The organism is Amycolatopsis sp. NPDC104587, from assembly GCF_055583645.1.
The window spans coordinates 461,257-476,228 of record NZ_JBVJNO010000008.1 but is presented as its reverse complement, the minus strand read 5'-3'; the positions used below and the strand labels follow the sequence as shown (position 1 = coordinate 476,228).

General features: G+C 72.4%; 20 protein-coding genes. 10 read left to right on the top strand and 10 right to left on the bottom strand.

The genetic code is table 11. The features are described 5' to 3' along the window. Positions 1–25: 25 nt before the first annotated feature. The 3 genes from ACZ61C_RS27310 to ACZ61C_RS27300 all read left to right on the top strand — a co-directional run bounded on the left by ACZ61C_RS27310 (position 26) and on the right by ACZ61C_RS27300 (position 3,018). Positions 26–1,288 carry a cytochrome P450 gene (locus tag ACZ61C_RS27310; protein ID WP_465310659.1) on the top strand — a complete coding sequence of 421 codons (1,263 nt, stop codon included), beginning with the start codon at positions 26–28 and terminating at the stop codon, positions 1,286–1,288. After that, on the top strand, positions 1,288–2,187 hold the full coding sequence (locus tag ACZ61C_RS27305) for a LysR family transcriptional regulator (protein WP_465310658.1): 900 nt from the start codon (positions 1,288–1,290) through the stop codon (positions 2,185–2,187). The genes ACZ61C_RS27310 and ACZ61C_RS27305 overlap by 1 nt, the downstream gene beginning before the upstream one ends. An 84-nt stretch (positions 2,188–2,271) precedes the next feature. After that, positions 2,272–3,018: an SDR family NAD(P)-dependent oxidoreductase gene (locus ACZ61C_RS27300; protein ID WP_465310657.1), complete on the top strand. Its 747-nt coding sequence runs from the start codon at positions 2,272–2,274 to the stop codon at positions 3,016–3,018. Positions 3,019–3,035: 17 nt separating this feature from the next. On the opposite strand, the gene ACZ61C_RS27295 is transcribed toward ACZ61C_RS27300, so the two are convergent. Beyond that, the gene (locus ACZ61C_RS27295; protein WP_465310656.1) at positions 3,036–3,875 is read right to left on the bottom strand and encodes a carbon-nitrogen hydrolase family protein; all 840 of its coding nucleotides are present in this window, start codon (positions 3,873–3,875) and stop codon (positions 3,036–3,038) included. After that, positions 3,845–4,639 carry a DUF1295 domain-containing protein gene (locus ACZ61C_RS27290; RefSeq protein ID WP_465310655.1) on the bottom strand — a complete coding sequence of 265 codons (795 nt, stop codon included), beginning with the start codon at positions 4,637–4,639 and terminating at the stop codon, positions 3,845–3,847. Before ACZ61C_RS27290 ends, ACZ61C_RS27295 begins: the two co-directional genes overlap by 31 nt. A 30-nt stretch (positions 4,640–4,669) precedes the next feature. Here ACZ61C_RS27290 and ACZ61C_RS27285 point away from each other — a divergent pair, with 30 nt between their 5' ends. Together ACZ61C_RS27285 and ACZ61C_RS27280 are read left to right on the top strand one after the other, a co-directional pair. Then, positions 4,670–5,161, top strand: a complete 492-nt coding sequence (locus ACZ61C_RS27285; protein ID WP_465310654.1) for an EXPERA domain-containing protein — start codon at positions 4,670–4,672, stop codon at positions 5,159–5,161. Positions 5,162–5,174: 13 nt separating this feature from the next. Further along, positions 5,175–6,422, top strand: a complete 1,248-nt coding sequence (locus ACZ61C_RS27280) for a threonine synthase (protein WP_465310653.1) — start codon at positions 5,175–5,177, stop codon at positions 6,420–6,422. On the opposite strand, the gene ACZ61C_RS27275 is transcribed toward ACZ61C_RS27280, so the two are convergent. From ACZ61C_RS27275 to ACZ61C_RS27265, 3 genes are read right to left on the bottom strand one after another with little or no spacing between them, the layout of a single operon-like run. Next, complete coding sequence (locus ACZ61C_RS27275) at positions 6,384–6,842, bottom strand: dihydrofolate reductase (RefSeq protein WP_465310652.1); 459 nt, start codon at positions 6,840–6,842, stop codon at positions 6,384–6,386. The genes ACZ61C_RS27280 and ACZ61C_RS27275 overlap by 39 nt on opposite strands. Next, complete coding sequence (locus tag ACZ61C_RS27270; protein ID WP_465310651.1) at positions 6,839–7,636, bottom strand: thymidylate synthase; 798 nt, start codon at positions 7,634–7,636, stop codon at positions 6,839–6,841. Before ACZ61C_RS27270 ends, ACZ61C_RS27275 begins: the two co-directional genes overlap by 4 nt. Positions 7,637–7,646: 10 nt before the next feature. Beyond that, on the bottom strand, positions 7,647–8,003 hold the full coding sequence (locus ACZ61C_RS27265) for an arsenate reductase family protein (RefSeq protein WP_465310650.1): 357 nt from the start codon (positions 8,001–8,003) through the stop codon (positions 7,647–7,649). 53 nt (positions 8,004–8,056) lie between these two features. Here ACZ61C_RS27265 and ACZ61C_RS27260 point away from each other — a divergent pair, with 53 nt between their 5' ends. Both ACZ61C_RS27260 and ACZ61C_RS27255 read left to right on the top strand, forming a co-directional pair. Beyond that, positions 8,057–8,650 carry a TetR/AcrR family transcriptional regulator gene (locus ACZ61C_RS27260; protein WP_465310649.1) on the top strand — a complete coding sequence of 198 codons (594 nt, stop codon included), beginning with the start codon at positions 8,057–8,059 and terminating at the stop codon, positions 8,648–8,650. Beyond that, positions 8,647–9,291, top strand: coding sequence for an enoyl-CoA hydratase/isomerase family protein (locus ACZ61C_RS27255; protein ID WP_465310648.1), 645 nt, complete (start codon positions 8,647–8,649; stop codon positions 9,289–9,291). Before ACZ61C_RS27260 ends, ACZ61C_RS27255 begins: the two co-directional genes overlap by 4 nt. Here the strand turns inward: ACZ61C_RS27255 and ACZ61C_RS27250 are convergent. Genes ACZ61C_RS27250 through ACZ61C_RS27240 form a run of 3 tightly spaced genes read right to left on the bottom strand, consistent with a single transcriptional unit; the run spans position 9,267 to position 11,410 of the window. Continuing rightward, positions 9,267–9,809 carry a hypothetical protein gene (locus ACZ61C_RS27250; RefSeq protein WP_465310647.1) on the bottom strand — a complete coding sequence of 181 codons (543 nt, stop codon included), beginning with the start codon at positions 9,807–9,809 and terminating at the stop codon, positions 9,267–9,269. The genes ACZ61C_RS27255 and ACZ61C_RS27250 overlap by 25 nt on opposite strands. Before the next feature lie 9 nt (positions 9,810–9,818). Continuing rightward, complete coding sequence (locus ACZ61C_RS27245) at positions 9,819–11,057, bottom strand: RNA polymerase sigma factor (RefSeq protein WP_465310646.1); 1,239 nt, start codon at positions 11,055–11,057, stop codon at positions 9,819–9,821. 2 nt (positions 11,058–11,059) lie between these two features. After that, positions 11,060–11,410 (bottom strand): YciI family protein, encoded by a 351-nt coding sequence (locus ACZ61C_RS27240; protein ID WP_465310645.1) that lies wholly within the window; start codon positions 11,408–11,410, stop codon positions 11,060–11,062. 85 nt (positions 11,411–11,495) lie between these two features. Between ACZ61C_RS27240 and ACZ61C_RS27235 the strand changes: the two genes are divergently transcribed. Genes ACZ61C_RS27235 through ACZ61C_RS27225 form a run of 3 tightly spaced genes read left to right on the top strand, consistent with a single transcriptional unit; the run spans position 11,496 to position 13,134 of the window. Further along, on the top strand, positions 11,496–11,966 hold the full coding sequence (locus tag ACZ61C_RS27235; protein WP_465310644.1) for a hypothetical protein: 471 nt from the start codon (positions 11,496–11,498) through the stop codon (positions 11,964–11,966). Next, a complete protein-coding gene (locus ACZ61C_RS27230; RefSeq protein ID WP_465310643.1) occupies positions 11,960–12,184 on the top strand; it encodes a helix-turn-helix transcriptional regulator in 225 nt (74 codons plus the stop codon). Before ACZ61C_RS27235 ends, ACZ61C_RS27230 begins: the two co-directional genes overlap by 7 nt. Next, positions 12,181–13,134, top strand: a complete 954-nt coding sequence (locus tag ACZ61C_RS27225; protein ID WP_465310642.1) for an NAD(P)-dependent alcohol dehydrogenase — start codon at positions 12,181–12,183, stop codon at positions 13,132–13,134. Before ACZ61C_RS27230 ends, ACZ61C_RS27225 begins: the two co-directional genes overlap by 4 nt. Here ACZ61C_RS27225 and ACZ61C_RS27220 read toward each other — a convergent pair. Further along, complete coding sequence (locus tag ACZ61C_RS27220) at positions 13,124–13,999, bottom strand: M48 family metalloprotease (RefSeq protein WP_465310641.1); 876 nt, start codon at positions 13,997–13,999, stop codon at positions 13,124–13,126. The two genes, ACZ61C_RS27225 and ACZ61C_RS27220, sit on opposite strands and share 11 nt — an antisense overlap. A 7-nt stretch (positions 14,000–14,006) precedes the next feature. Beyond that, on the bottom strand, positions 14,007–14,831 hold the full coding sequence (locus tag ACZ61C_RS27215; RefSeq protein ID WP_465310640.1) for an NAD(P)H-binding protein: 825 nt from the start codon (positions 14,829–14,831) through the stop codon (positions 14,007–14,009). Positions 14,832–14,972 lie beyond the last annotated feature (141 nt).

Genomic DNA, 14,972 nt, shown 5'->3' with positions numbered 1-14,972 from the left:
CGGCGTTCGCGGCTAGGGTCGGCTCGTGGGGATCACGGATCCGGACACCTACGTGCGGGGTGTCCCGTACGACGAGCTGGCGCGGCTGCGGCGCGGCTCGCCGGTGGTGCGCGTCGACGACTTCTGGGCGGTGCTGCGGCACGCCGACGTGCGCACGGTGCTGCGTGCTCCCGGCCTGTTCTCCTCGCAGCTCGGCGGCACGCAGATCCGCGACCCGGCGTCGGCTTCGGACCTGGCCTACGTGCGCCGGATGATGCTCAACATGGACCCGCCGGAGCACGGCCGGCTGCGCGGGCTGCTCACGAAGGCGTTCACCCCGCGGGCGATCGCGAAGCTGACCGAGCGGATCGAGACGCACGCGCGTGCCCTCGTCACCGCGGTCGCGGGCCGGGGCGAGTGCGACTTCGCCGCGCTGGCCGCGGACCTGCCGCTGCTGACGCTGGCCGCGGTGTTCGGCGTGCCGGAGCAGGACCGGCGGCTGATGTACGACTGGAGCAACCGCGTCATCGGTTACCAGGACGCCGACTACGCGGTCAGCGCCACCGTCGCCGAGGCGGACGTGACCGATTTGGCGCGGGCCGCGCTCGCCGTCCGCCCGTCCCCGGGCCCGGACGGGGTGATGCCGGACCCGCGCACGCGAGCGGGGATGCCGGACCTCTACGCGTACGCGAACGCCCTCGGCGAGCACAAGCGCGAGCACCCGGGTGACGACGTCATGAGCACCCTCATGCAGCACGTCGCCGACGACGGCGGACGCGTCTCGCTCGCCGAGTTCGAGAACCTCTTCTGGCTGTTTTCCGTGGCGGGCAACGAAACCCTGCGCAACGGCCTGCCCGGCGGGATGCTGGCGCTGCTGGCGCACCCGGCGCAGTACCGGCGGCTGCTGGCCGACCGGTCGCTGCTGCCCGCCGCCGTCGAGGAGATGCTCCGCTGGTGGACGCCGGTGATGCACTTCCGCCGCACGGCGACCGCGGACACGCGACTGTCCGATGTGGACATCCGGGCCGGGGACAAGGTGGTGGTCTGGTTCTCCGCGGCCAACCGCGACCCTTCGGTGTTCGCCGATCCGGACACCTTCGACGTCGCCCGGACCCCGAACGACCACCTGACCTTCGGCCACGGCCCGCACTTCTGCCTCGGCGCCCAGCTCGCGCGCGTCCAGCTGCGGGCGATGTTCACCGCGGTCCTCGACCTGCTGGGCGAAGCCGAGCTCGCCGGCGAGCCGGTGCGGCTGCGGTCGAACTTCCAGAACGGCCTGAAGTCCCTGCCGATCCGGTGGCGCCGCTGATGGAGATCCGGGAGATGCGGGCGTTCGTCGCGGTGGTCGAGGCGGGCGCGATGTCGAAGGCGGCGCGGCAGCTGCACGTGAGCCAGCCCGCGCTGTCGCAGACGATGACCGCGCTCGAACGGCGGCTCGGCGTCCAGCTGCTGGTCCGCACCAGCACCGGCGTCCAGACGACCGACGCCGGGACGACGTTGCTGGGCGAAGCGCGCGCGGTGCTGGCGCGGCACGAGCAGGCTCTCGCCGCGCTGGCGCGGCACACGACGACCGACGTCCTGCGGGTCGGCATCCCCCTGGAGCTGCCGCCGGACCTGCTGCCCTCGGCGCTCGCAAGGCTGGCGGAGACGTTCCCGGACACGCGGGTGCAGGCCCGGCACCTGTCGTCGGTCGCGCAGGTGGCGGCGCTGCGGGCCGGCGAGCTGGACGTCGGGCTGGTCCGCGAACGCCCGCCCGGCCCCGACCTGGACGCGGTGCTCGCGGTGGCGGAGAACGTCGGCGTTCTGCTGGCGGCGGACCTGGCCGAGAAGCTGGGCTCGCCGGTCCGGCTGGAGGAGCTGGCCGGGCTGGAGTGGTTCGCGTTCGCCCGGGCGGGCAGCCCGGCCTGGTACGACGAGCTGGCCGCGATCCTGCGCAGCCACGGCCTCGACGTCGGGCCCGAGGTGCCCGAGGAGCAGCGGCTGATCGTCGAGCTGAAGATCCCGGCGGTCAGCTCCGGTGGAGCGTACGCGTTCGCGCCGCCGCAGTGGCCGTACCCGATGCCGGACACCGTGCGGTGGCTGCCCCTGGCGGGCAACCCGATCGTGCGCCGGACGTGGGCCGTGTGGCCGGCGACGTCGCACCGCCGGGACGTCGCGGAGTTCGTCGCGGCGCTCGACGACCATCGGCCCGGCGAATCGCGGGCATAAGCAGCGCCGAACGCATCTCCGGAAGCCCGCCGGAGCGCTCGTCCTTGTACCCGGTGAAGGACAACGGGTACGAGGAGTTGAGTGATGAGTTCGGAACTTTCCGGGTCGACGGCGCTGGTGACCGGCGGAACGAGCGGCATCGGGCGGGCGACGGCGGTCGCGCTGGCCGGGCTCGGCGCGCACGTCGTGCTGTCCGGCCGGGACGCGACCCGCGGCGAAGAGGTCGTCTCGCGGATCCGGGCGGCGGGCGGGAAGGCCGACTTCGTCGCGGCCGACCTGACGGACGCCGCGTCGGCACGCTCGCTGGCCGCGCGGGCCCGTGAGGTGGGCGGGCCCATCGACGTGCTGGTGAACAACGCCGGGATCTTCCCGACGGGGTCCACTTCGGACACGGCCGAGGCCGACTTCGACCGCGTCTACGAGACGAACGTGAAGATCCCGTACTTCCTCGTCGCTTCGCTGGCGCCGGAGATGGCTTCGCGCGGGCACGGCGCAATCGTCAACGTGTCCACGATGGTCGCGACGCGGGGTATGGCGGGAATGGCGCTCTACGGCTCGTCGAAGGCGGCGGTCGAGCTGATGACCAAGGCGTGGGCGGCGGAGTTCGGGCCGTCCGGGGTCCGCGTCAACGCGATCAGCCCGGGCCCGACCCGCACCGAAGGCACCGCGGTCTTCGGCGACGGCCTGGACGAGCTGGCCGCGGCGGGCCCGGCCGGCCGCGTGGCAGCGCCGGAAGAGATCGCGGCGGCGATCGTGTTCCTGGTGAGCGAAGAGTCGAGTTTTGTCCAGGGCGCGGTGCTCCCGGTGGACGGCGGCCGCTTGGCGGTGTGAGCCGTTGGGGGACGGCGTCACCGCAGGAAGGTGACGCCGTCCTGGGGACGCTCGTCCACGGTCAGCGCGAAGACGTCCGGCCGCGCGTAGTGCCCCGAGACGTCGAGGCTGTGACGCGCGGCCACCACGTCCTCGAGGTTGATCTCCGCCGTGATCAGGCCCTCGCGATCGTGCAGCGGGCCGGCCAGGACGTCGCCGAGCGGGCCCACGATCACGCTTCCGCCGCGGAACGGGTCGTCGCCCTCGCTTTCGTACGGGCACGCCGAAACCACGAAACACCGGCCCTCGTCGGCGATGTGACGCATCGACGCCTGCCAGACGTCACGGTCGTCCGCGGTCGGGGCGCACCAGATCTCCACGCCCTTCGCGTACATCGCCGCGCGCAGCAGCGGCATGTGGTTCTCCCAGCAGATCGCCGCCCCGGCGAGGCCCGCCGCCGTGGGCACCGCCGGGAGCGTCGAGCCGTCGCCGCGGCCCCAGACCAGCCGTTCACGGGCGGTCGGCACCAGCTTCCGGTGCTTGGCGACCAGTCCGAGGCCGGGGTCGAGGAACACCACCGTGCTGTACAGCGTGGAGCCGTCGCGCTCGATCACGCCGACGACCAGGCTCGCGCCCGTGCGCGCCGCGAGCCCGGCCAGCGCGGCCGTCTCGGGGCCCGGCACGGTCACCGACGAGGCGAAGTACTCGACGAACGGCCCGCCGCGCGGGTAGCCGCCGAGGACGGCTTCCGGCAGGACCACCAGAGAGGCGCCACTGATCTCGTCCTCGAACTCCAGGATCCGGGAAAGCGGCACGCCCGTCCCGACCTGGAGGGCAGCGACGACCGTCACGAGCGGGCGGGTTCGCGTCGCGGCCACCACAGCACCACCGCCGACGTCCGCCGCTGGTAGTCGGCGTACTCCGGGTACCGCGACTTCGTGATGCTCTCGGTGAACTTCGTCGAGCCGACGAACAGCAGCGTCAGCAGCACCGCGCCGACGACCGTCCACTGCAGACCGCCGGCGACGACGCCGAACGCCGCCACTGCCCACCACTGGGCCTGCTCGAAGAAGAAGTTCGGGTGCCGCGAGTAGCGGAACAGCCCCTCCTGGAGGAACCGCGTCGACGCGCGGCCCGCGTGCTTCTCGCCGTGGAACTCCCACTGCTGCTGGTCCGCGACCGTCTCGCCGGCGAGGAACCCGGCGAAGATCACCGCCACGACGACGTCCGCCACCCCGAACGAGCCCCGGTGCTGCAAAGCCGTGTACGCGGGCAGCGTGATCAGCAGCAGGATCGCGTTCTGGTACAGCGAGATGAAGAAGAAGTTGAACACCTGGAACTGCCACGGCGCCATCCGCTCGCGCAGCACCGCCCACCGGTAGTCCTCGCCGCCGCGGGCGTAACCACCCTTCCGGGCGAAGTTGAACGTCAGCCGGATCCCCCACAGGGTGACCAGCGCGAACAGCACGTCGAGGCGCGCGTCGGCGAACCCGGCCGCGCCGGCGAAGATCGCCACGTAGGCGACCGGGACGATCGACCAGATCCGGTCGACCCAGGAGTACTCCCTGGTCAGCACCGACATCAGCCACGTACCGAGCGTCACCCCGGCGAAGACGTACAGGCAGACCCGCAGCGCGTCCATCTCCTCAGAATAGGACCTAGGATCGATCACATGAACCTGCCGCTGCGGGACCGGAAGATCGACGTCTTCTTCGCGGTGCTGTTCTCGGCCTTCACGGTGACGTCGCTGATCAGCGACCTGCTGCCGACCGTCGGGGTCGACTTCTCGACGCCGTCGGACAACTTCTTCGTGAACTCGAACTACTGGTACGCCCACGACGCCGACCCGCTGTTCATGCACCCGCCGGACTGGATGCGGATCGTCACCGGGCTCTCGGCGTTCGTCTACCTGCCGTTCTACGTCGTGCTCGTCTTCGCGCTGCTGACCGGCCGGAACTGGATCCAGCTGCCGTCGGTGGTCTACGCGACGATGATCGTCACGCTCACCGGGGTCGTCGTGTTCGGTGTCGAGTTCTTCGGCGACCCGGCGACGCGCACCGGCAACCCGGCGAAGTTCCTCGCCTTCAACCTGCCGTACGTCCTGGTCCCGCTCCTGCTGCTGGTCCGGATGCGCAGGCCGCTGCCGTTCACCCGCCGTTTCTGACCCCGGAGGCGCCGTGCCGCACTCGTTCCTCAGCCACCTCGACTGCTCCCGGACCGGCGAGCGCTTCGACGCCGACGTCGTCCAGGGCCTGTCGCCGGCCGGCGCGCCGCTGCTCGCGCGGTACGACCTCGACGGTGTCCGCGAGGCCGTGACGCCGAAGGACATCGCCGGGCGGGAGCCGACGCTGTGGCGCTACCACGAGGTGCTGCCGGTGCGGTCGGCCGAGAACGTCGTCAGCCTCGGCGAGGGTATGACGCCGTTGCTGCGCCTGCCGCGCTACGGCCGTGAGCTGGGGCTGTCGCGGCTGTGGATGAAGGACGAAGGCCTGGTCCCGACGGGCACGTTCAAGGCGAGGGGCGCCGCGGTCGGCGTCTCACGGGCGGCCGAGCTGGGTGTGCGCGGGATCGCGATGCCGACCAACGGCAACGCGGGCGCCGCGTGGGCGTTGTACGCGGCCCGCGCGGGGATGACGAGCCTGATCGCCATGCCGGACGACGCGCCGCAGATCACCATGCGCGAATGCGTCGCCGCGGGCGCCGAGCTGTACCGCGTGGACGGTCTGATCGGCGACGCGGGGAAGCTCGTCGCCGCGGCGGTTCCGCGTCGCCCGGGCGTCCAGGACGTCTCGACGCTGAAGGAGCCCTACCGCATCGAGGGCAAGAAGACGATGGGGTACGAGATCGCCGAGCAGTTCGGCTGGCGGCTGCCCGACGTCATCCTCTACCCGACCGGCGGCGGGGTCGGGATCATCGGCATCTACAAGGCGCTGCTGGAGATGCGGGAGCTGGGCTGGGTGTCCGGTGACCTGCCCCGGCTCGTCGCTGTGCAGGCCACCGGCTGCGCGCCGATCGTGACGGCCTTCGAGCAGGGCGCCCGCGAGAGCGAGCCGTTCCCCGACGCGCGGACAGTCGCCTTCGGCATCACCGTGCCGAAGGCCTTGGGCGACTTCCTCGTGCTCGACGCCGTGTACGCGACCGGCGGCACGGCGGTCGCCGTCACCGACGACGAACTGCTTGCGGCGCAACGGGAGCTCACCGAACACGAAGGCACCTTCGTCTGCCCGGAAGGCGGAGCGTGCTTCGCCGCGTTGAGGCACCTTCGCGAGTCAGGCTGGCTCGAAGGCGACGAAGACGTCGTGGTCCTCAACACCGGCGCCGGGATCAAGTACCCGGAGACGGTCCCGCTCGACGTCCCGCTGCTCGCGAAGACCGGTGAGATCCCTTCAGCCCCAGGTCAGGAACCGGTAGTGCAGCCCGGTTGACGACTCGAGCCACTCCCCGGCCGCGTCCGGCGGGCGCCCGACGTCCGGTGCGAGCGTGTCGCCGTCGAAGCTCTCCCGGAGCTCGGTGACGACGATCCGGTCGGCGAACGGCAGGGTCGCCCGGTAGACGGCCGCGCCGCCGATCACCCAGCCGTCACCGGACACCGCGGCGAGCGCCTCCGGCAGGTCGGGGAACGTCTCGACGCCCTGCTGCGGCGTGCGTGACAGCACGAGGTTGCGCCGGCCCGGCAGCGGCCGGAACCGCGGCGGCAGCGACTCCCAAGTCCGGCGGCCCATGAGGACGGTCGCGCCGGCGGTCACCGACCGGAAGTGCTTCAGGTCCTCCGGCAGGTGCCACGGCAGCGTGCCGTCACGGCCGATGACCCCGTTCGCGGACTGCGCCCAGACGAGCCCGATCACACCGCCACCGGCGCCTTGATGCCCGGATGCGGGTCGTAGCCCTCCAGCGCGAAGTGCTCGTAGGTGTAGTCGAAGAGGCTCTCCGCCGGTTTGAGGCTCAGCGTCGGGAACGGCCGCGCCTCGCGCGCGAGCTGCGTGCGGACCTGCTCGACGTGGTTGTCGTAGACGTGGCAGTCGCCACCGGTCCAGACGAAGTCGCCGGCCCGCAGGCCGACCTGCTCGGCGATCATGTGCGTCAGCAGCGCGTAGCTCGCGATGTTGAACGGCACACCGAGGAACAGGTCCGCGCTGCGCTGGTAGAGCTGGCAGGAGAGCTCGCCGTCGGCGACGTAGAACTGGAAGAACGCGTGGCACGGCGGCAGCGCCATCCGCGGGATGTCGGCGACGTTCCACGCCGAGACGATGATCCGCCGCGAGTCGGGGTTCTCGCGCAGCGTGCGCAGCACCTCGGAGATCTGGTCGACGTGCCCGCCGTCGGGCGTCGGCCACGAGCGCCACTGCACGCCGTAGACCGGGCCGAGCTCACCCTCGGGGGACGCCCACTCGTCCCAGATGGAGACGCCGTTCTCCTGCAGCCACGAGACGTTCGAGTCGCCGCGCAGGAACCACAGCAGCTCGAAGGCGATCGAGCGGAAGTGGACCTTCTTCGTCGTGACCAGCGGGAAGCCGTCGGAGAGCCGGTAACGCAGCTGGTGCCCGAAGATCGAGCGGGTGCCCGTCCCGGTGCGGTCCGCTTTGCGGGCGCCCGTGTCGAGCACGTGGCGGAGCAGGTCTTCGTACTGCGTGTCCGGCATGCCTGCGAGCCTAAGGCAGGACCGAACGCACCGCTTCGGGCGTCCGCGCCACGACCGTCGTGCCGTCGTCGGCCGTGATGATCGGCCGCTGGATCAGCTTCGGGTGCTCGGCCAGCGCGTCGATCCAGCGCGAGCGGTCGTCGGGGGTGCGGCCCCACGTCTTGAGGCCGAGCTCCTTCGCGACCGCCTCGGTGGTGCGCGCGATGTCCCACGGTTCGAGGCCGAGGCGCTCGAGGACGGCCTCGAGCTCCGCCGCGGACGGCGGCTCGTCGAGGTAGCGGCGCACGGTGTACTCCGCGCCGGCCTCGTCCAGCAGGGACACGGCGGACCGGCACTTCGCGCACGCCGGGTTGACCCAGATCTCCACGGCGGCAGCTTACCGTCCTGGTTTTGGAGCACGCGTTCTGTTACGGTCGCGGCATGCCCCGCCCCCGCGTCCACGACCTCGACGAGCTCCTCGACGTCGCCGAGCGGCTCGTGGCGTCGTCCGGGGAGGTCACCGTGCGGGAGCTGGCCGCCGCCGCGGGCGTGCCGAACGGGACGATCTACCACGCGTTCGGCTCGCTCAGCGCGCTGCTGGCCCGGGTCTGGCTGCGCGCGGCGACGGCGTTCCTCGACCTGCAGACCGCGCACGTGGACGCGGCGTCCTCCCCGGTGGAGGCCGTCGTCGCGGCAGCGGACACCCCGGCGGTGTTCGCTTCCCTGCGTCCCGACGGGGCGCGGATGCTGCTGCGGGTCCGCGGCGACCGGCTCTTCGGGCCCGAGCTGCCCGACGAGCTGGCCGACGCCCTGCACGCGCTGGACAAACGCCTGGTCGCGCTGCTCGTGCGGCTCGCGCGCCTGGTGTGGGACCGCGGTGACGGCCTGGCGGTCGAGGTGATCACCACCTGCGTCGTCGACCTGCCGACCGCGTTCTTCCGGCGGGACATCACCGATCCCCTGGTGCGGGCACGGCTCGCCGCCGCCGTGCGGGCCGTGCTGACCGTGCCCCCTCGAGAAAAGGACCGACCGTGACCGTCTCCGTGTTCGACCTGGGCGACGACGAAAACCGCTTCTCCCCCGACTGGCTGCAGCGTGCGCATTCCTTTTTGGACGGTGTCTCCGATGCGGTGGTGACGACCGGCAGCGGCAAGTTCTACTCGAACGGCCTCGACCTCGACTGGCTGATGGCCAACGGGGACAAGGCTTCCGAGTACGTCGCCGACGTGCAGGAGCTGTTCGCGCGTGTGCTGGCCCTGCCGGTCCCGACGGTGGCGGCGATCAACGGCCACGCGTTCGGCGCGGGCGCGATGCTCGCGATGGCGCACGACTTCCGCGTGATGCGTTCGGACCGCGGGTACTTCTGCTTTCCGGAGGCCGACATCAACATCCCGTTCACCCCGGGGATGGCGGCGCTGATCCAGGGGAAGCTGACGCCGTCGGCCGCGATCGCGTCGATGACCACGGGACGCCGGTTCGGTGGGGCGGACGCGCTTTCCTTCGGCCTCGTCGACGAGATCGCGGCCGAGTCCGCCGTGGTCCAGGTCGCTTCGGAGCGGGTCGAGGTGTTGGCGGGCAAGGATCGCGGGACGCTGGGGGCGATCAAGGCGACGATGTTCGCCCCGGCGATCGCGGCGCTGCGCAGTCCGGCTCAGCCCTCCGCCCCCACCCCGTAACGGAGGTCCGCGCCGCCGCCGGCCTCGATCAGCCAGGACAGCGCACCGCTGCCGAACGGCCGGCCGGTGGTGGCGACCTGGATCCAGCCGCCGGACTCGTCGGCTCCCGCGTGCCACCACCACCAGCCGCGATCGTCGCCGGCTCCTTCGGCGAGGTCGAAGGAGTACAGCCAATCCGACAGGGTCCACGCCCCTTCGGCGGCGGCCGCTTTCCGCGCCGGCGTCATCGCCCGCCACTGCCGTTGCCAGGCCTCGACGTCGAAGGGCACGCCGGGATCCTCGGGCTCGGGCGCGCACCGCCGGACGAACCACGCCGGCAGCACCTGCGCCCACCGCTCGAAGGCGGGCCGGTCACCCGCCTGCTCGACCACGCACGTCAGCACCGCACGCGCGTCGGCGACGACCCGGCCGGGATCCTCGGCGGTGAACCGGACCCGGACGAGGAACGGCCGCTGCCGGGCGTCCTCGGCGTCGAGTCCGGACCGGAGGCGCCGCAGCTCACCTTCGACGATGTCCACGGTTGCCCTTCACCACTCTTCACACTCGGCAAGCCGGCGGCGCAGGTGGGCCCGCTCGGGTTCGGTCCCGGCCAACGCGAGAGCCTCACCGTAGGCGGTGGCCGCCTCCGCGGACCGGCCGAGGCGGACGAGGAGATCGCCGCGGGCGGCCGGGAACGGGCTGTAGGCGCTCAGCCGCGGGTCGCCCGCCAGGTCGTCGAGCAGGGCCAGCCCCGCCGACGGGCCGTCGCGCATCGCCACCGCCACCGCGCGGTTCAGCTCCACCACCGGGGACGGCGCCAGCCCGCGCAGCACCTCGTACAACCCCACGATCTGCGGCCAGTCCGTGCTCGCCACGTCCGCCGCTTCGTCGTGCAGGGCCGCGATCGCCGCCTGGACGCCGTACAGTCCCGGCGGCCCGCCCGTGAGGGCCACGAGAACCAGCGACGCCCCTTCGTCGATCATCTCGCGGTCCCAGCGGGCGCGGTCCTGGTCGTCGAGCAGCACCAGGTCGCCGTCCGGGCCGGTGCGGGCGTCGCGGCGCGCGTGGATCAGCAGCATCAGCGCCAGCAGCCCCGCCACCTCGCGTTCCCCCGGCAGCAACCGGCGCAGGATCCTGGCCAGCCGGATCGCCTCCTCCGCCAGGTCGAGCCGCTGCAGGTCCGGTCCGGAGCTGGCCGCGTACCCCTCGGTGAAGATCGAGTAGACGACCTGGAGCACACCCGGCAGCCGCGCGGGCAGCTCATCGGCGTCCGGCACCCGGAACGGGATGCGCAACGTGCGGATCCGGTTCTTCGCCCGCACGATCCGCTTCCCCATCGTCGCGCCGGGCACCAGGAACGCGCGCGCCACCTCCGGCGTGGTCAGGCCGGCGAGGCAGCGCAGGGTCAACGCCGTCCGGTCCTCGGCCGACAGGGCCGGGTGGGCGCAGGTGAAGAACAGCTGGAGCCGCTCGTCCGGCAGGTCGCCGCCGGCGTCCGGCGGCGGGGCGGGCGCGCGCTCGGCCTCGACCCGCAGCACCGCGAGCCGGGCCGCGTAGGCCTGGTCGCGGCGCAGCCGGTCGACGGCCTTGCGCCGGGCCGTCGTCATCAGCCAGGCGCCCGGTTTCGGCGGCACGCCGTCGGCCGGCCAGTGCACCAGCGCGGCCTCGATCGCCTCCGACGTCACCTCCTCGGCCAGGTCGAGGTCGCCGAACCGGCGGACGAGCGCGGCCAGCACCAGCCCGCGCTCCTCCCGGAACACCGCCTCGACCGCGGCCCGCCCCGGCACCGTCAGCCTCCGTAGGAAGCGAGCGGCCGGACCACGATGTGCCCGCCGTCGCGGGCGCCTGGGCAACGCGCCGCCCAGTCGAGCGCGACGTCGAAGTCCGGCACGTCGATGACGAAGTAACCGCCGAGCACCTCGCGGGACTCCGCGAACGGCCCGTCGGTGACGACCCGCTCGCCGCCCTCGGTGACGCGCACCGCGGCGGCCGTCGTGAAGTCGGCGAGCGAGTTGCCGCCGACGTGGACACCGGCGTCCTTCATCGCCTTGTCGAACAGCATCCAGTCCTCGGGCGTGCTGCAGCCGGTGGGCTCGCCGTCGGCGTTGAGCGAAGCGTTGATCAGCATCAGGTACTGCATGGGGATCCTCCGGTGGCTCGGTTGCCGTACGCGGTGACTACGAACGGCCGACGCCGCCTTGGACACCCTCGCCGAAGATTTTCTCATGTCAAGAAACTTTGACACGGTGTCTGGTTTGTTTTACTTTGAGGAGGTGACCCACGAAGAGAAGCGCGCCTGGATCCTCGGGATCGCCGCGATAGTGAGCTACGCGGTGTACCTGGTGGTGGTGCTCGGCCGGGCCGGCGGACGACCGCTGGCCGACGTCCCGTACACCGGGACGCTGCTGTGGACGGTCGGCGCGTCCATCGCCGCGACGATCGTGGCGAGCATCCTCGCCGCGGTGCTCTCGAAGGACGGCGGCAAGGACCAGCGCGACCGCGAGATCGGCCGGTTCGGCGAGTACGTCGGCCACTCGTTCGTCGTCATCGGCGCCGTCACGGCGCTGCTGCTGGCGATGGCCGAGACGCCGCACTTCTGGATCGCCAACACGGTGTACCTGGCGTTCACGCTCTCGGCGATCCTCGGGTCGGTCGCCCGGATCTTCGCCTACCGCCGTGGTTTCCAGCCGTGGTGAAACCGACCCGCGTCACCAACTCGCTCCGCGCCCTCCGGTTCGCGCACGGCCGGCTGACCCAGGCCGAGCTCGCCACCCGGATCGGCGTCACCCGCCAGACCGTCATCGCGATCGAGCAGGGCCGCTACTCGCCGTCGCTCGAGATGGCGTTCCAGCTCGCGCACGTGTTCGGCGTCCCGCTCGAAGAAGTGTTCCAGTACCCGGAGGAGTCCTCGTGAAAGCCCTGGTCCAGGACCGCTACGGCCCGCCCGAAACGCTCGTGTTCCGCGACCTCGACAGACCCGCGCCCGGAGCCGGCGAGGTCCTCGTGCGGGTGCACGCGGCCGGCGTCGACCCGGGCGTCCGGCACCTCACCACCGGGCAGCCGTACTTGTTGCGGCTGCTGGGTTTCGGGTTGCGCCGGCCGAAGAAACCGGTGCGGGGCCTCGACTTTGCCGGCACCGTCGAGGAGATCGGCGACGGCGTCCGGCGCTTCCGGCCGGGTGACGAAGTGTTCGGCACCTGCGAAGGCGCGTTCGCCGAACTGGCCGTCGCCAACGAGGACCTCGTGGTGGCGAAGCCCGCCCGCCTCTCGTTCGAGCAGGCGGCGGCCGTCGCGGTCTCCGGCTGCACCGCGCTCCAGGCGCTGCACGACGTCGAGCCGGGACAGCGCGTCCTGGTGATCGGCGCGGCAGGCGGGGTCGGGTCGTTCACGGTGCAGCTGGCCAAGACCGCCGGCGCGCACGTCACGGCGGTGTGCAGCACGGCGAAGACGGACCTCGTCCGCACGCTCGGCGCCGACGACGTCGTCGACTACACCCGCGAGGACATCACGACCGAGCGGTACGACCTGGTCGTGGACACCGCGGGCCTGCGCTCGCTGCGCCACCTGCGCCGGGCGCTGACCCCGCGCAGCACGCTCGTGATCGTCGGCGGGGAAGGCGGCCGGTGGCTGGGCGGGATCCAGCGCGTGTTCCGCGCGGCGCTGCTGAACCCGTTCGTGCGGCAGCAGCTGCGCGGGCTCATCTCGAGCGTCCGCCGCGCGGACCTCGAAGCGCTGCGCGAGAAGATCGAGGCCGGGCAGCTCACGCCGCTGCTCGACCGGACCTACCCGCTCGCCGACGCCGTCGCCGCGATCGCCCACGTCCACGCGGGGCACGCGGCGGGCAAGGTCGTCCTCACGCTCTGAAACCGCGGTCCTTCAGGTGCTTGATCCGGTCGATGTGGGCCGGGTGCCCGGCCAGCAGGCGCGACCACAGCCGCCGCTCGTCACCGCCGTTGACCCGGATCCACTCGCGGAACAGCGTGATCAGCTCCGGGCCGTACCCCAGCCGCGCCGCCATCAGGTCGGCCCGGTACTCGCCGAGCCGTTTCGACCAGGCGAGCACCGGGCCGAGCAGCGGCGCCAGCAGCAGCCACGGGTCGAGGAACGCGAGCGCGGTGAGGATCCCCAGCGTCAGCAGCACGGTGACGAGCACCGCCACCGACCGGCCGAAGGCGGCGAACGCGCGGCCGATGTGCGGCACGGCAAGCGCGAGCAGCCGGACCACGAGCGTCAGGACCCGGGCCGGCAGCTCCAGCCACCAGACGTAGAGCGAGATGCGCGTGTGGCCGGACAGGTGGTGGCCGAGCTCGTGCGCCAGGATCGCCTCCAGGCCGGCCTGCGGGAGTTCGAGCGCGGTCCGCGTCACCGCGACGGTGTGCCCGCCCGCGGCGAAGGCGTTCAGCTCGCGCGACCGCTCGACCCACAGCCGGTACTTGCCGCCGTCGACCTCCGCCGCCTCGCAGACGGCTTGCCAGCACGGGCCGAGCCGCTCGAGCTCCCGCGCCGTCGGCGACCGCATGCCGAACAGCAGCGGCAGCAGGAAGTGCTCGAAGGCGGGCACGAACGTGATCGCCCCGGCCACCACCCACCCGGCCGGCAGCACCCAGAAGTACGGCGGCCAGACGAGCTTCCCGAGCAACGCCAGCACGAACAGGCTGCTGGCGACGACCGGCACAGCCAGCACGACCCCCAGCACCGCGGAAAGGTCGGTGCGCTTCCGCTCGGTCACGACCGCCTCAGCGGAACAGGTCCGCGTGCGCGGCCGCCCACTCGGCGAACGTGCGCGCCGGCCGTCCCGTCACCTCGGGGACGGCGGGGTGGACCGTCGCCTCGTCGAGCGTGCCGTCGACGTAGAAGTTCCAGAACGCGTCGACGTACTCGGCCGGCAGGCTCGCCTCGAGCTCCGCGCGCGTCTCGTCGTTCGTCAGGCCGACTAACTCCAGGTCCCGGCCGAGCACCTCGGCCAGCACGGCGACCTGCTCCGCGGGCCGCAGCGCAACCGGGCCGGTCAGGTCGTAGGCGCGTCCTTCGTGGCCGCCCGCGAGCGCGCGGGCCGCGACCGCCGCGATGTCGGCCGGGTCGACACTCGCGGCAGCCACCTCGGGGAACTGCGCGCGCACGGTGTCACCCTCGCGCAGCTGCGGCAGCCAGCGCAGCGCGTTGGACATGAACGCGCGCGGCCGCAGGAACGTCCAGTCCAGCCCGGACGCGCGCACCGCGCGTTCGGCGAGCGTCATGTACCGCGAAACCGCGTTGCCGAGGTCTTCCAGTGCGGCCGAACCGCCGGAAAGCAGCACGATCCGCCGCACGCCCGCGTCGCGCGCCTTCCGCAGCATGCCGGGCATGTCGTTGTAGCCGGCGAGCAGGAAAACACCTTCGACGCCCTTGAGCGCGTCGTCGAGGCCGCCGGGATCGTTGAGGTCCCCGACGACGGCTTCGGCGCCCTCCGGCAGGAGGGCGTCCGCCCGGCGCACCAGCGCCCGGACCGGCTCGCCCGCTCCCGCGAGTGCCGAAACCACTTCCGCGCCGACGTTTCCGGTGGCGCCGGTGACCAGGAACATGACCCCTCCCCCAGTGTTGGGGGCGAGAGTAGCGCCGTGCGGGGGGGGGGGGGGGGGGGGGGGGGGGGGGGGGGGGGGGGGGGGGGGGGGGGGGTTGGGGCTGGCCGAGCTCGGCCACGCCCCCCCCCTCTCGCCCAGACG